Raw genomic sequence first — 15,601 nt, 5'->3', positions numbered from 1 at the left:
ATTCACCTCCTAGCAAACCATTTACTTTTTGGACTTTCGTTTTGCATGGGCCAGTTAAATCGTGATTGCAATAAATCAACCATACGTTTGAGCTGCTCGTTATATTTTGGGTGCTCTACTGTAGTCAGCAACCGACGTTCCATTTCACAGAGCATGCCATCCTCTTTTAGATCGGGTAACCATCCTAGCATCGAGGCAGCCATACTACGCTCAATCTCTTTGGTGTCTCCCCACTGCTTCGACCATTTATTGATGAGTAACAAAAACGACATCGGTTGCTCGTGATTGACCATCCGAAGCAAAGGCGCAAATCTTTGCCAGTTGGCCAGTGCAGATGGCTGCTGCGTCGTTACGACGATCCGCATATCCGCATACAGTAAAGCTTGCAAACAGAGATTATTATCGGGATTAGATCCGGCATCAATCAGTACGATATCAAAAGCCTCCCGTGCACAAGCGATGACATGTGCTACTGATTCCGACGAATACCGGTACCGTTTCGTCGGATCCGCATTGCCTGCCAAAAAGGCGAAATGCTTCGTTTGGTGCATATGAGCGACCAGTTCTGTTGGCGTTAGAATGCCACCGTCTTTAATTTGGGTATACAAGTCATGCAGATAGGTACCGGAGTAGGTGATAAACACATCACCTGGCGTAAAAGCATCCAGACCAATGACGGCGACTTTCCGATCCATCCGTTTTCCGATTTCTTCAGCTAATGACAAGGTGCTGCCTGTTAATCCGGTTTGAGATTTCGCGCCAACCAGAGCAATAACTTGCCCCCCATTGCGAATAGCCGGCGCGCCACCCATAAATTGTTGATGCACGTACTCCACCAATTGCTCTATGGTTCGCTTCGGTCGGCATACGCCGATACCGATTCGCTGGCATACAAGCGCTGCGTCTTCGGTGACCCCCGTGTCTGCTTTATAGCTGAGCAGATAAACCAGATTCTTTCCCTGTAAGAGCTCTACAACGCTTTCCAATTCATGCGGTTGTACCAGCCGGTCCGATATTAAGACCACCTGGCAGGTTTTAAATGTTTCCTGAATCAATTCCGGTTTCGTTACTTCTGAAGAAGAAAATAAGGCTTCGGTTTGTGCAGCCTGGCGCAATTGGCGACTTAATTCTTGATCATTTCCGATAAACCCAATGTTCATGAGCCATACCCCACAATAAATTGATAGCCACCGGCAGCTTTTTCCGACAAGAGTTTCAGTTGATCCGGCGTTAATTGCAGCTCTAGCTTACGCCCACGAACCGTTGCATCCACCCGTACATTCGGATTCACGTTACCCTCAGCATTCTTGACTTCATTTGAGCTCGCATCCTTGTAATAAGCAACCACGATATCCTCTATCACCTTCTCCGCCTGAGATAGCAGCGGCTCCGCAATGCCTGATTCTGGATTGATTTTCTCGATATCAGTCGGCACTGCGAATATCGTAATTCGGTCAAGCCTCCGCAAACTGCCTGGTACCGATAAAATCCAATCCTCCGGCATCTCCACCACCGTTGCTCCTGGTACACTGAGCAAAGACGTCTTATCTACGCGATTGATGGTCATTTGATCGCCGGCTTCAATCAGTTGCAAGGCTTCTTGGCCTACAAGTAAATGAGCATCCTCTTCCGGAATGGCACCAGAAATCACATAATCTTCTTTAATTCGGACAATCAAAAGATCGTCCTCCGTTATCGCCTCATGCGGAAGCATCTGCCTGGATGCTACGACTACATTTTGTGTATCCATTAAAACGGTCCACCTCGTATCGAGGAAGTAGAGCAGCACGAGCATAGCCACCATGGCAAATAGATAAAGCAACATTCGATTTACTTTTTTCAGACTTACTTTCATATCGTTCTCCTTTCGTTACGAAGATTTAACTTTGAACCACTGAGTACGGAGCTCAGCAATCGGTGCGTCTTTGCCCTGCCAGTAAATCGCCTCCGGTAATGCTTCGAGCAGCTGCTCGAAGAGAATCTCTTCTTGCGCTCGATTACCCGTAGACTCTTGCGGAATCAGCTGAACTACCCGCTGACATGCTTCCGGCAGTGTCATGACCTGACTTAATCTCTTCAACTCCACAAACGCGACGATATCTTGCTCGGTAAGCTGCCTTCGATTATTATCTTTCCGTTCAAACACATAACCGGCTTGTTCCATCATTGGCAACCAGCGGCGCAAGCTGCTCTCCGCCATTTGTAGTTGTTTGGCAACATCGTTCATCGCAATCTCTTTCACTCTTGCAGCTCCTTTCACCTCAGGTGTTCAGGTATGATTTGATGGTGATCGGTTACTATGATCGCTATATCATCAACTGATATGATGACGATTAAGCGATCAGTGAGCGCTGGCTGCCATAGCCTGCCTAGCAAGATTCCCACCTCCAAACCTTCCATCCATTTCGTGTGGCTCTTGTTATCTATTACAAGCATAGCAAGGATTTTGAAGGCAATCGTTCGCAATTCGTATGCAAAAAGTATGATTATTTTTCGTGGTTATCCACATTAAGCTAAACGATCACTCCAATGACATAGCGATCAATAAAGAAAAATGTGAGCATCATCAGGGAGAGCAGCGCCACACTACCTGTTAAAAAAGCAAATTTGATATGCATTAGAATTTGAGAACGAATAAATAGTGCAAAAGCAACGTCGTACTGAATCTTCCTTCGACTCACCTTATAATCATGTGTAGTATCATGGCCAACTGTCATACTTCGATCACTCCAGACTTTTATGAGAGCAACATCGACTTTTAAAAATTTAGCGAGAACTTCAGGATTAGTATCAACAATTCTAATCATTTACTCAGCTCTTTTCCGTCAATTTCATGACAAAGGCCGATCCTCAGCGGATCGGCCTTCGTTATTATTTATAAAAATGTGCCAGGACGTTTATCAAATCTTCCGGGTGCAACGTCCCTAAATACTTATCAATTTTGTCATGATTAAGCGGTACAAACATGGAACATCGAGCTACCGATGGCTTCTGAAGGCCAGCTGCTTGCCAATATACTAAAGCGAGATCTCGACTATCGTTCCCTCGCTCTTCATGCGAAGTCACTTTGATCACAATCGAGCGTTTATCCTTCGTATCTAAAATAATTCCTGGTCTTAGCTTTTCCTTTTCCCCATCATCAAATGGATATAACACCAAATAAACATCGCCGCGATTATGATTCATATGGACAAATAAAAAGAGACTATAGGTTGATATACCTTAGTCTCTTATCCCCTTATTTATTTGATTCTTATGATAATCTTCTTCTAGCTTCTCTAAATTTTGTTCCGCCTGCAGCCAGAGATCCGGCAGCTGAACATCGATCTTTTGATTAGCAACCGCTAATCGTTCTTTCAACGATTTATTGGACTTTTTCTCCAAGTAAAATCGCCTCCCTTATGGAATAATCTCTTGCTCAACGATACCACAATTCCTTATAGCACTCAAAGATTATGATGACCGTTACTTCCGATCTCCCATATATTCTTCTTTTGCCTCTTCAATATGCTGTAGGGTAATGTCTGTCTTCCTCAAAATCGACTTCCGCTTTGCTTTCATATAGATTTGCTCCATCTCTGCAAAGCTACATGAAGCGAGAGCAATGGCTATATCATCAATCAGCTGATTCTTCTCATAATTATCAAATAGCTTTTGCGTGTAAATCCTTCGTTCTGAATCCGTTGGCGGATCATACTTCATTTTGGTGTCAAATCTTCGCCATACTGCCGTATCTAATTCTTCATCCAAATTGGTTGCGGCAAGTAATATGCTTTCAGATTGAAACTCGTCCAGGCATTGGAGCAGTGTATTCACCACGCGAGACATCTCTTGCACATCTCTTCTTCCAGATCGATTCCTCGCAATAGCATCAAATTCATCTAAGAAAAAAACACAAGGATTCTGAATCGCATAATCAAATATTTTTCGAACGTTTCCCGCCGTCTCCCCTAAATAGCTTCCGATAATGGTATCCAGGCGAACAAGGATAAGTGGTAACCCTAGCATATGTGCTAAATAAAAAGCAGTTATGGTTTTCCCCGTGCCAGGAGGACCATACATTAGAATCTTATTCGGCATGGGTACTCCCTGTTCCGCAAAAGACGCCTTAAGCTCGTAAATCTCAAGAACTTCATCTATGATATTTCGATTGATCTCACTAAGTACGAGTTTTTGAGATTTAGTCTTACAAGCCTCGGCCGTATGCATGACTGCCATATCTACATCCTTACTCATGGGTAATTTAGCAGTATTCATTTGCTATTCTCCTTTCATTTTAATGAGTTCCCTCTATTGGTTCCCATCATTGGTTCCCATTATTGGTTCCCAGTTAAAACAAGCAGAAAACCTTATAGAATGGGGATTTTCAATCGGTTTCATATACATAATTTGAGTGGGAACTAATCAACGGGAACCAATAAATAATTATTACCAAATAGAAGCAGTCTGTTTTTAATCTAAATTCATACTCTACTGTCATTTAATTATCTTGAAGAAATGCCTGCATGACTTCATCTGACCAGGCTATCGTATAACCGGCTCGCGTGTTTTCGGGAGGATTTAAAAAACCATCATCTACAAGCTGCTGCATATATTCTAAAACCTTTTCTTTCCGGATCGAAAACACTTCACGCAGCTCCGAGCTCTTAGCGGATCGATGTTCGCAAATATAGCGTTTCATCTTTTGGAGAATTTCTGTTTGCTCATGTTCATGCTGTGCTTCAGCATCACGAACCAATGGTCTCATTTTCGCATCCTTATCGTATGGACCAATCACGTTATCATTTAGCATCCGTTCAATATGCCTTGTCGCTGCAGCATAACTTATTCGCAATTTCCTCTGTACTACCTCCATCGAAAATCCTCCGTGTTCGCGTACTATGGCAAGTACCTGCTCATATTCACTCTTCGGATGATCATCGGTATAGCTTGGCTGCTCGGTTTTATCAGCTTTCGGATCAGCTCCATCCGTCTCCTGGTCAGCTTCCCATGGCGGCTGATCCTCATTCGAGGTCGTTCCTGTTTCGCTGTCCTCTTCTGGCATCGTCCATTCGTTTTGCTTTCCAGTATCCTTTGACCAAAAAGTTTTTAATGCCTCAATTAACTCTGTTGCTTCATTATCAATCGCACTCGTTGCAGCTGATTGGAATCGTTGCAACGTCCCCCCTTGAATCATGCACACGCCATCCCCGTACCCTAGCAATGGAGGAGCTCCACGATCAAGTACCGTCCGATAATCAACCGCACTCTGCAGCCGGAAGGCCACCCGTGAAGGAAGATTTGCTTTAATCACACCCGTCACCACATTCACACTTGGTCGCTGCGTTCCTAAAACCAAGTGAATACCAGCGGCACGAGCCATTTGCGTAATCCGCTGTACACCGTCCTCTACCTCATCACCAGCTACCAACATGAGATCCGCATACTCATCGATAATGACCACGATATAGGGCAGCTGGTCTTGCTTCATCTTGCCATTGTAAGCCTCCAAATTACGTACGCCAGCTTCTGCAAACTTTTCATAGCGTTGATCCATCTCCATAATGACTTTATTAAAAGCGAGCATTGCTTTACGCATATCTGATACTGGCGGCACAAGCAAATGCGGCAGCCCTCGATAGACGGTAAACTCGACCTGTTTTGGATCAATGAGCAGCAATCGCAATTGCTTCGGTGATCGGGTGAGTAGTAACGAATTGATAAGTGTATTAATGCATACCGATTTACCCGAACCGGTTGCACCCGCGATAAGTAAATGCGGCATACGTGCTAAATCCTGAAGAATAGGCTTTCCAAGAATATCCTTACCGAAAATTACGGGCAAGGCTGCATCCTCAGCAAAAGCTATAAGTTCGTGTACCATATCCCGCATATAAACAAATGCACGGTCGGCTTGTGGCACGACAAAGGCTGCTGCACTTCTAAATTGCGGAGCAGACGTCACATCAAACCCCATATGGTGACCAATATGATTAGCAATATCTTCTTTCTTGCTAATTAATTTGGAGAGCTGCACTTTCGGCGGCAATTGAAAGGAAATCGCTTGAAGCGTCGGACCACTCTCTACTGCTAAAACATCAATTTCACCTTCCAACGGAATACCGGCCAGCTGCAGGGCATCAGAGATTAGCTGACCAGCCCCCTCAACTCGCAATGTAGATGTAGAATGTGGTTTAGGATTAACCGGCAAATATGAAAAGGGAGCGATCAATGGACCATCCGATAAGGGATTAGTTGGAGCACTCATCAATTGGTTGGTTGAAACATCAGAAACACTTACGGGCTGTGACTCTACCTGCCCCTGAAGAGCGCTTACTGGCATCATGATCGGTCGTTCTCGTTGCTTCCATTCGCGATATCGCTCCAACCATCTAAGCCGGTTGCGCCATACATATTGCATGGCTGCAGGCAACGCTACAAACAAACCAAATAGCATAAGTACATAGCGGATGAGCTGCAGCGCAAATAGCGATATCACCTCTGGCACATTTAGAAATTGCAACGCAATACAAACCGCCAGCGTAATTCCGCATATGCGTGTTAGATATTGTGCAAAGCTTTCTTTTTCATTTGATTTCCCTTTCCCCCCACCCTCCATGAATGAATCAGCCTCCCTGCATCATCTGTTGTATAAAACTACGTACCCGTTCGCTTGTCCGATAAGCATTTTCTTGAATTAATGGCCACCATTCCGACGCCTCATGACTTGCAAAATCAAAAACATCATTTAAGTTCTTTACGACCATAAAAATCAAAAATAAACCGATTATGGTCCAAATCCATTTCGGTATGACAAAATTGTTCCCCTGCCGGTGTAGGAACCACAGTACCAGACCAATAAGGATTACAAGGGTGGACATAATAAATCACTCCTTCAAATTGAGCAGCACACTATAAAATTTGGTGACACCAATCCACCAGCCTGCATGCTCTGCGTAATAGCCTCGTGGGTTGTCCTTCGCGCTAAGCCATTCAATCGCATTACGATTGCTTGGCCGATCCTGCGAAAGCTTTACAATCGTCTTTGCAGCGATCAACGCAGATTGCTCTGTGGTGAGTGTCGCGCCTTTGCCGCTACACCAGCATCCAAATACATTCCAAGGGTTTTTAACGATCAGTTCTGCATGTTTTTTGGTGATCGGAACAAAGGATTGTTCTTGCCCTGTGATCGCAAGTAAAAGCATAGGATCGACGTTTTGCGCCTTTCCTGCCTGATCGATGGCACTTAAAATCGAGCGGTCAGCAAGCGCTGATTTTTTGCTCACTAAGAAGCGATTAGCCAGTGCAATATCGAGCGGACGATAAGACAATTCGCTTGATACTTGAATGACCGGCTGCACATAATCAAGTGGATTAGCTCGTTTATTATTGACACGCACTTCAAAGTGTAAATGAGGACCCGTCGAGCGCCCCACTTTACCTGCACCGATCCTGCCGATTCGCTGCCCTTTGTTTACGACGCTCCCTGGCTCTACATCCATTCGCGTATCCAAGTGTCCATAGATGCTCACCAGCCCCCCACCGTGATCAATATAGATCGCTTGTCCGAATGTACCCAGCGTTCCCGCAATGGTTACTGTGCCGGAAGCGATCGCATAGATCGGCTGCAGCTCTGTGTTCGCAGCACCATCAGCAATATCAATGCCGCCATGCGCTTCTGCGCCTTCGCCAATATCTCGTATACCAAAATACGACGTAATGCGCGTAATCGATGGCACCGGCCATTGATAATTGCTGCCGTCGGCATCGAGCTGGATCGGTCCCCAAGAACTTCCTAACGCTCCTTGGTTATTCAAACTCCCCTCCTCAGCAAATAAGAGAAAGGGGAGAACGGTGAGCAGCATAATAAGAACAATCAGAACAGCTAAAATTATAAGGACGACTGAAGCCGGTGTACCTAGCAGAAGAATTAACTTATAGATAGCACGGGCTTTCTTTACGGTTTGTACTGTATTGGTGATGGAACCTTGCATTTTCCCACCTACCCTGCCTGTTTAAGACCACGAGTCTTGTACAAAGCGCTCTCTTCAGGAGGTACCACCATGACCAGCTCATCATATTTTTTGTGATACTCCAGGATGTATTGATTGGTATCTTCGTTTTGTGATATGCGCTCCTGAATTTCCATCGGCACATTGGAGTGCTCAGCAAGCTTTCTAATCGCTGATTGCTCCATGTAGAAATAAACGCGAACACTCGTGTTTTCCCACATGCCCTCGCCCTCTGCTGTATCGAGCATAATCGCTGGCGTATTAGATCCAAGGATCATCATGCCGTTCCACTTCCGTATCGCTGTATACCAAGCAAAAATCTCGCGCCTCATTTCTGGATTTTTCGTTTGTCGCTGACCTTCATCCACTAGCACCGCTGAAAAATAAGCGCCTTCGAATTTCAACCATTGAATATTGGAGTTTACAACGTCAATGGCCATCGACATTTTAAGTTGCGATTGTTTGGCTAGTTCATCTTTATCGTCGCTATTATCCGTTTGACCCGTTCCGACTTTAATGACGGTAAGTTTTGTCTTTTGAAAGGTGATGGACTCTTCAATTTGAAAAATGCCATCATAAATGCCAATAAAGTAAATCTTGATGGCATCGTACAAGCTTTTAGCTGCCGGATTTTCTTTCTTCGCTTCCTCGGCTATCTCCTCAAAAGCACGATGAATGGTTGGTCGCGGACCCGTATATGGCGCATCCCACGTTTCTGGCTTCTCTTTCACAATGCCAGCTTTGTCGAACACACGTTTAATCGCTTCACCTGCCTCAAAAAGCTCTGCCTTAGCTAAGCCATCTGCAAGCAGCGAGAAGGCGCGAACACCATTATCAATGGCTTTCCCTCGCCTTGAACGATTAAAGTTAATGCAATCCAAATCCAATTCAGGTAGCGCAGGCATAATCGTAAGCGGCTCATAGTAGCGGCCTTGGTCTGCCGTATGATCGATATAAACCCCGCCTACATATTCGCAAAGATCGCGCCACTCGCCGTCTAGATCGAAAACAAATACATGTATGCCTTCCTCTAGCAACGAAACAACTAAGGCTTTTAAAAAGTAGGATTTACCTTGTCCTGTTTTACCGAAAACCGTAATATTTTGTGCTCTTGGATCATCGGGATCACAAATATTAATAAAGGTAAAAGAGCCGTCTTCTGTCCGTCTGCCGAAATAAGGACCTTGCCCATCACTAGATCCACTTCTTGTCATGGGATAGGTGCGCGCAGCTGCGGTATCCGTGGTCACATGGCCATAATGCTTTTTGTTAAAGAACTCGCTATTTGGCGTGTGGGGATCAAATATAGGACTCGTCTGCCTCAGCGCCTCCTGCTGCTCAAATGGCAGATTATCCAGTTTGCAATCTAGCTCATCAAACCAGAGTTTAAGTTTTACTTCGACTGCATGGAGCTGATGGCGCTTTGGAGCTGTAATCGTAAGATAGGTATAAACGTCAAGCAGTTTGCGATTGTCCTGCTGCTTCGCATCGCGTAAGGATAAAATCGTTTCTTTCGCTTGCACTTCCGCTTTTCTAGCTGGATCGTCTTCCTGCTGCTTGGCTATCGACACGGTTAGCCGGTTTAATTTATTTTTTAGTGATAGATTCCATGTCACATCGCTGGCTGCATAACGAATCGTTTTACGCAGCGTAGCGCCTTCCTTGCCCACCAGCTCATCGAGCTTGTCCAGGTAGCCGGTGAGCAGCACCGGTGGATATCCCTTAATCATCAGTACGCGCACAAAGTGGCCACTTTTATCGTCTTTACCATCAATAACATTGACTACGGTTTCTGATTTTTCTTTTCGCCAATTTTTAACTAGCCGCTTGGTTTCCGCTAACATGGGACTGCTCCTCCTCTACCTGGATAAAATGAACAACCGCTTTAGGATCTAAGACAAAAGGTCGGCCCTGGAAGAGCCACCGGCTTGCCTCTTGAAAATGCGGGAATGTAAGTGATACACGCTGGCCCCATTTCTCCTTAAGCAGCGTAGCCATATGACTTGTCATAGGTTCTTCACACTGGTTAAGCCATACCTCGCCATGCCAGCTCTCTGCCGCTTGCTCCCATTGCAGCCAGTGGTGATAATCACCATCTACAATCGCAACCGCTTGACCAAGCTTTAGCAGCTCTGCTCGTGAGGGGTGCGCAAAGGGAAGATCAACCAAGACCGGACCCTGTTCCGAAAGCTTGCGAAGAAGACGAATGGTTTCCTCAATGTGAGGACGCTGCTCTTCACTTGGCAGCCACAAGGTAAGCCCTGGTGCATTCCGTGACGTCCAAGCTTCCCATCCTGGCTCCGAGCTTGATACGCGCAGCGGATTGAGATACGTATGCGTACCACGATCCGGTGATAAGTCCACCACGTGTAGAATTACACCCTCACCGCTTTGCGCAACAGCCATATTGGCCGTTAAAAATGACTTCCCGCTAGAGGTGGGCGAAGTCAGAAACAAGATCCCCTGAAGAGCAGACATAAGTTGCTGTTCCTTCTCCTCTTCTTCACCCTGCAGGGTTAGATCCGATAGTGAATCTGCTATGTGTAATAAATCATCCAGGACTTCCTTCCTTGGTCTCCTCGATTTCAAACGCGCTAGAATGCGATGTAATGCATTGCCTGCCCAGCGTAAGCCATAGCCGACTTTTCTCGCCAGCGTAATAAGACCAGCCGTTATGACCGCTAAAACGCCTTTGCGAGGTGGGCTATCCGTTTGTTCCTTCTCTTCATGGTCAACCTCTTCTTCCTTGCTATCCTCCTTTGCTAACGATATAACAAGCTCTTCAGGCGCCTCTTGCTCCCAATTCCCCTCTGCTGCCATCCAACGCTCCCAGCTGATTGGATCTAACCAGCGGCCAATGAGCTCCGGCATGCTAAGCCCTGATAGAATCGTTACCTCGTGGCCTGATGCCGTTAGCGGATCTAATACACGCTGCAGCTTTTCGCGCAGCTCCGCGATCATGCGAAAGCGCTGGCGCTCTTCTTTGGTCATTTCGGTTGTTTCGTCATCACGTTCACGCGAATCGATTTGGTATTCCATGACGGATAAACGCAGCACATACACGCTCCGCTTTGCTTCACCGCTTTCAGCCATGTTCCGCCACATCGTTATACGGTTTTGCTTCAGAGCTGCCATACCTTCGGAAGCTACCGGTTTATTAGCTTTAGCTGTCCATAACTCGTGCTGATAGTCCGAAATCTGTTCAGAAGATATCGAAGCCTCAAAACGTTCGCTTGCGCATGCCCTTAAAAATTGTTCAAAGCCGTTAATTCGTTGTTTCTTTTGGTTGTAGACCGCGGTTTGCCATGGATCTGCTTGCAACGAAATGACCATATGCAACATTTTGCCGCTGCGATAAAACCAGCCATCACTCTCAGCACCAAGCAGCTGCTCCATCTCATCACCGGTGCCTGTATTTTTTTGCCGAATATACCGATAACGACGACGACGCCGATAAGACCATGAAAATAATCGTCCGAATATGGATAAGACAAAGATCAATAGCAGTCCAGGGATCTTAATCCAAAATGGCAAAGGCAATAAAAAAAGGAATCCGCCTCCGAAGAGCGTATTCCCCATTACCCAAGCGATATCATTAAACGTCAAACCCAGATACTGTATATCCTCTCGTATATCCCCTAAAAAATAAGCACTCAACAACTCATTTTCCTGTTCTTGCCGACTGAGATCCTCTGCCACCTATTTCCCTCCTTTCTTTTTACTTGTTCCTTCATGCTGCCGCAACATATCCGCTTGCAGCTTTTCAAAACTGCCCATATCCATCCCATTTAGCGGTTGTTGCCCATGATCTACTGGCATACCGTCTATAATGACCATGATTTTTCCGGACATGGTCCGCCAGAAAGGCAGCCTATTTTCCCGATATAGCTTATGGACTTCTTCTAGTCGTTTGGCTTGCGTTTCTCTTACCATAATGTAATTCTCTGTTACATTTGCCTCAAAACCAGCAAGTAAATCAGTATCACCGCTGGATCTCAATTGCTGCTCAAGATCTGCCAAATATTGCGATCCCCGCGGCAAATCAAAACGCACATAAGGTGTACTCTCCGTGCGAAGGTTTTGCAGCAATGGCAAAATTTCTGGCATATCAATCTCCGGAATCCATAGCTGTCCATTTACCAGCTTCAATTGCTTGACCCATGGATACTGTTTTCCCTTTTCACTCAGCTGGTTATAGGCCGATTGTGCTTCGGTTGTACTTAAATTGGTTTTTGTATAAACCGGCAGTTTCTCCGTTAAAGCATCAAGTGTTTCCCTACTTGCTTCAGACTTCGTAAAGCGGCGGATATCCTGCTTGTCACTATCAATAAAGACACCATTTTTGGTATAACCATGACTGGCTGCTGACTTGATCTGCGCATCCTGCAGCTCGCGCATAACAGGTCTTACCGTTTTCTCTACTAACAGCTCACCGGTGCCTGCGTTGTATGCTATACCCTTACCATACGTTTGTTCGAGATGACCGACTATTTTCTCCATGTCTCCTCGACTTTCTTGATCCACTCGAATGACGGCACCTGATACAAAGCCCTCCGGTTTTAGCTGATGTTCAAGTTCGTGCGCAGGGATATCTAGTAAATTCAAGCCATGATTCGTCACTTCTTGACCAGCTTCTTTCATAACCACGTTACCCGTTTTATGCTTCCACACGGCAGGCGCTTCGTATTTCACACCCTGCAATGCTTCAGAACCACCACCGGTCATGATTGATTTCATGATGGCTTTTTGCACATTTCGCTCTTGCATCCGTCTGCCAACATCGGCTACACGGTTACTTGACTGTGACCAGCTTAAACCTTTTCTTTGGAGCGCTTCTGAGCCAAATCGCTTACCCATTGCATTTAAAGCCATTGAGCTGCGATGACCAAACGTTCCTAACTTTTCGACGGCTTGACCACCATTGAGATGTACCGGCATTTTAGCCGCTAACCATACCGGACGGAGCCAAACAAAGAAGAGGAGCACAAACAACACAATGGCGGTGATCGGAGCAGCAATAGCAGGATGGATGCCAATGTCCGACATAAACCCAATATCCGCCCCAAAGTCTGTTTGCGCTTTAACAAAAATCGCCCAATACACAGCCATCAGGTAACCCGCAAACAAGGTTCGAGTATAAATGTTTATAAATCCTACCAGTGTTTCTAGCTTTCCGGAATACGCTGTATAAGCTATCCAGAGTCCTACAAAGATGGCCATGATAATGACAATAATACTTTTAAGCATCGACAGCACAAAGGATGGCACAATAATCCCCGATACATCAAAAAACAGTATAAAAATACCGCCTTCTGTTTCTGCCATTAATTGTCCGAGCGACATGCCGGCATACGCAGGATTCGTTATACTGTCGATGCCGATTACCAATGACTTTAGGATCTCTTCACCCGTTAAATTTTGATACGTAATGTCAGCCTTGCCGATAATGCCAGCGAGCGTCAATTGTGTGAGCCAGTTTAAACCCACGTTTATAAAATTCATAACCGATAGGCTTACACCGGCAGATATAAAGCTCCATAAAAATACTTTTAAGAGCTGACCCATCTCTTTTTTGCCCTTTATAATCTGGATGGATAGCATACCAATACCTACCAGTAGCGCAACTAAGCTAATGATGGAAATAATCGACCACCCTACAAATACTGCTTTGATATCAGCAATATGAGGGGTAAACAAGTAACTCTTTGCAAATGTCCCATATAACGGTGCAAGAAACTCATCCGTCCAGCCGATAACTACGCCATCGATAGCATCTTTAATTAGCTTACCCGACATGAGATCCTGAAACGTTTGGGTTATATCGCGGAACTGACTACCTAAGTCCGTCACCCATTCCGGTATATACCATTTATCATTGCTCTCTTTTGGCTCCTCCACTGCAGCAGCCAAATAGGTGTAAAAAACATCTTGCATCACATCGTCCACCCCATTTTCCCCAAAACATTAAAGATGCCCTCTAAGATAGCAAACATCCCTGAAGTGACGAAGAGCATAATAATAGCGAGCGCAATCCCCATCCGTTTCCAAAACTTTGAATCATTCAGATTGGCCTTCGCCAACTTCACCTGCCATAAGAAAAGGATCATTTTATACAGCCAGTAGACAAGGGCGATGGTGGATACGATAGTGGCAAAGGTGCCTGCAATGACAAGCACCCATTCCAGCGCCCCCAACTGATTGACATCAATAGCGTACATTTTCTTCATCTTCTTGAGATAAGCTTCCGACGTTTCCGATGCGAGATAACTAAGCATTACATACCGGAAGTAATATCTTGTGTGCTCGTCCAGTTATATACCTGCTCCAGAAAGTCTAGGAATAGACCGGAGAAGAAGAAGAAGATAATGAGGAATACAACGCCCGTTTCAATCCAAAACTTCTTATTACCCATACTTTCTTTTGCTTGTTTGACTTTTATGCCAAAACGGATAATATCGTATATGCTGTAAACCAATAGGAAGATAATCATAAACGTAATTGGGACCATCACGACATAAAACATGAAACCAAGCCCATCAAGCAGTTTCCAATCGAATTTGAAATACTTCTTTAGTTTTGTAATTGGATTACTCTCATCTGCCGCATAGGCCATCACCGGCATCATCCAAACCATAATCATCATAGGCAGCCATACCAACCATTTTTTAATCTTCATTGTTAAAAACACCTTCCGTTTGTAGGATTTTTATAGGACTATTGCTCATTTGATCTCTTTCAATCGAAATGTTTGTAGGAGTTTTATAGGATTGAAGATAAAAAAGCCTCCATTCGCCAATCTTCTGGCATTATAAAGACGATCCAGCAAACAATGCTAATTCCCCAACACAACCCCGACAATAACCGTTCACCGGTGCCTCCATTATCAAAAAGCCGTAAAGCCACATGTATTTTTTTTGAGATTAGAGAGCCAATCCCCTCACGTCCAAATAGATCACCGATCAGATGCGCCCACCAGCCCACGATAAGCCCCATGCTAATGGCCTGCACCATCCATAGATCGCTTTGCTGCCCAAAAGAAAAGGCTCCAATACTTAAGGCTAGCGCAAACTCTGGCGTATGAATGATCCCCCGATGCTTCACCATGGGAAGAATAAGTAATGCCCCGCCTGCAAAAGCTGTGATCCAGTGCCAATCATACATGGCATATGCCGCAAGTAATAAGGCTCCTACGCCAAGCAATACCAGGCTACGCAGCTTCGCAAGCAATAAGCATAAAACGCCTGCAGCAGCCCAAAGCGGTGCACTCATTGCCCATACGTTGTCTAGGTCGAGTCCAAGTCTAGGGAGTCCCCATATGGCAGCCGCGATTAACAAAAGTAGCAAACCAAGTGATTGAGCCATTCTTCGGTTTTGTGTAGAGAGCTGAATGAGGTTACTAGCCGTACTGGTCTTATGATCTAAATCCGGTGCCAGGCTCCCTACCGCAACAGCTAAAATGTAGACTATGGGCGATGCCATATGTCCGTCCATTTGTGGCAAGAGTGAAAGCAGGCCCGATCCAACGGCCACACCTAGTGCCACATGTCCTGCTTTGTTCATTGTTTTCACCCCCTCTCTCGATTTTTTCACATAAAAAAACGATTCACCCA

The 15,601-nt window shown here is 45.3% G+C and carries 16 protein-coding genes; all 16 read right to left on the bottom strand.

Translation table 11 applies throughout. The features are described from left to right. Window positions 1-2 precede the first annotated feature (2 nt). The 16 genes from AC1DOV_RS25195 to AC1DOV_RS25120 all read right to left on the bottom strand — a co-directional run bounded on the left by AC1DOV_RS25195 (window position 3) and on the right by AC1DOV_RS25120 (window position 15,551). Window positions 3-986 (bottom strand): CpaE/TadZ family protein, encoded by a 984-nt coding sequence (locus AC1DOV_RS25195; protein WP_477512448.1) that lies wholly within the window; start codon window positions 984-986, stop codon window positions 3-5. A 170-nt stretch (window positions 987-1,156) separates the two neighbouring features. Next, entirely contained in the window at window positions 1,157-1,855 is a 699-nt protein-coding gene (locus AC1DOV_RS25190; RefSeq protein WP_441883482.1) for an SAF domain-containing protein, read from the bottom strand. A gap of 15 nt (window positions 1,856-1,870) precedes the next feature. Next, window positions 1,871-2,242: a hypothetical protein gene (locus AC1DOV_RS25185; protein WP_441883480.1), complete on the bottom strand. Its 372-nt coding sequence runs from the start codon at window positions 2,240-2,242 to the stop codon at window positions 1,871-1,873. 271 nt (window positions 2,243-2,513) lie between these two features. After that, window positions 2,514-2,807 (bottom strand): hypothetical protein, encoded by a 294-nt coding sequence (locus AC1DOV_RS25180; protein ID WP_441883476.1) that lies wholly within the window; start codon window positions 2,805-2,807, stop codon window positions 2,514-2,516. Window positions 2,808-2,871: 64 nt separating this feature from the next. After that, complete coding sequence (locus tag AC1DOV_RS25175) at window positions 2,872-3,186, bottom strand: type II toxin-antitoxin system PemK/MazF family toxin (RefSeq protein ID WP_441883474.1); 315 nt, start codon at window positions 3,184-3,186, stop codon at window positions 2,872-2,874. Window positions 3,187-3,222: 36 nt separating this feature from the next. Further along, window positions 3,223-3,384 (bottom strand): hypothetical protein, encoded by a 162-nt coding sequence (locus AC1DOV_RS25170; protein WP_441883472.1) that lies wholly within the window; start codon window positions 3,382-3,384, stop codon window positions 3,223-3,225. A gap of 81 nt (window positions 3,385-3,465) precedes the next feature. Beyond that, entirely contained in the window at window positions 3,466-4,257 is a 792-nt protein-coding gene (locus AC1DOV_RS25165) for an AAA family ATPase (protein WP_441883470.1), read from the bottom strand. 223 nt (window positions 4,258-4,480) lie between these two features. Beyond that, window positions 4,481-6,598, bottom strand: coding sequence for an FtsK/SpoIIIE domain-containing protein (locus AC1DOV_RS25160; RefSeq protein WP_441883468.1), 2,118 nt, complete (start codon window positions 6,596-6,598; stop codon window positions 4,481-4,483). A 7-nt stretch (window positions 6,599-6,605) separates the two neighbouring features. After that, window positions 6,606-6,860 carry a hypothetical protein gene (locus tag AC1DOV_RS25155; RefSeq protein ID WP_441883466.1) on the bottom strand — a complete coding sequence of 85 codons (255 nt, stop codon included), beginning with the start codon at window positions 6,858-6,860 and terminating at the stop codon, window positions 6,606-6,608. Between the two features lie 6 nt (window positions 6,861-6,866). Continuing rightward, window positions 6,867-7,973 carry a M23 family metallopeptidase gene (locus tag AC1DOV_RS25150; protein ID WP_441883464.1) on the bottom strand — a complete coding sequence of 369 codons (1,107 nt, stop codon included), beginning with the start codon at window positions 7,971-7,973 and terminating at the stop codon, window positions 6,867-6,869. Window positions 7,974-7,981: 8 nt separating this feature from the next. Further along, entirely contained in the window at window positions 7,982-9,835 is a 1,854-nt protein-coding gene (locus tag AC1DOV_RS25145; RefSeq protein WP_441883462.1) for a helicase HerA domain-containing protein, read from the bottom strand. Next, complete coding sequence (locus AC1DOV_RS25140) at window positions 9,807-11,690, bottom strand: hypothetical protein (protein WP_441883460.1); 1,884 nt, start codon at window positions 11,688-11,690, stop codon at window positions 9,807-9,809. The genes AC1DOV_RS25145 and AC1DOV_RS25140 overlap by 29 nt, the downstream gene beginning before the upstream one ends. Then, window positions 11,691-13,925 (bottom strand): MFS transporter, encoded by a 2,235-nt coding sequence (locus AC1DOV_RS25135; protein WP_441883458.1) that lies wholly within the window; start codon window positions 13,923-13,925, stop codon window positions 11,691-11,693. It abuts the gene before it with no gap. Then, the gene (locus tag AC1DOV_RS25130) at window positions 13,925-14,209 is read right to left on the bottom strand and encodes a hypothetical protein (RefSeq protein ID WP_477512450.1); all 285 of its coding nucleotides are present in this window, start codon (window positions 14,207-14,209) and stop codon (window positions 13,925-13,927) included. The genes AC1DOV_RS25135 and AC1DOV_RS25130 overlap by 1 nt, the downstream gene beginning before the upstream one ends. A gap of 56 nt (window positions 14,210-14,265) precedes the next feature. Further along, window positions 14,266-14,667 carry a hypothetical protein gene (locus AC1DOV_RS25125; RefSeq protein ID WP_076269575.1) on the bottom strand — a complete coding sequence of 134 codons (402 nt, stop codon included), beginning with the start codon at window positions 14,665-14,667 and terminating at the stop codon, window positions 14,266-14,268. A gap of 83 nt (window positions 14,668-14,750) precedes the next feature. Continuing rightward, window positions 14,751-15,551 (bottom strand): metal-dependent hydrolase, encoded by an 801-nt coding sequence (locus AC1DOV_RS25120; protein ID WP_441883454.1) that lies wholly within the window; start codon window positions 15,549-15,551, stop codon window positions 14,751-14,753. Window positions 15,552-15,601: the final 50 nt, after the last annotated feature.

The sequence above is a fragment of the Paenibacillus sp. 01T47 genome (genome assembly GCF_056398245.1).
Note: the sequence above shows the minus strand (reverse complement) of the source record. Positions and strands in the feature narration are given on the sequence as shown.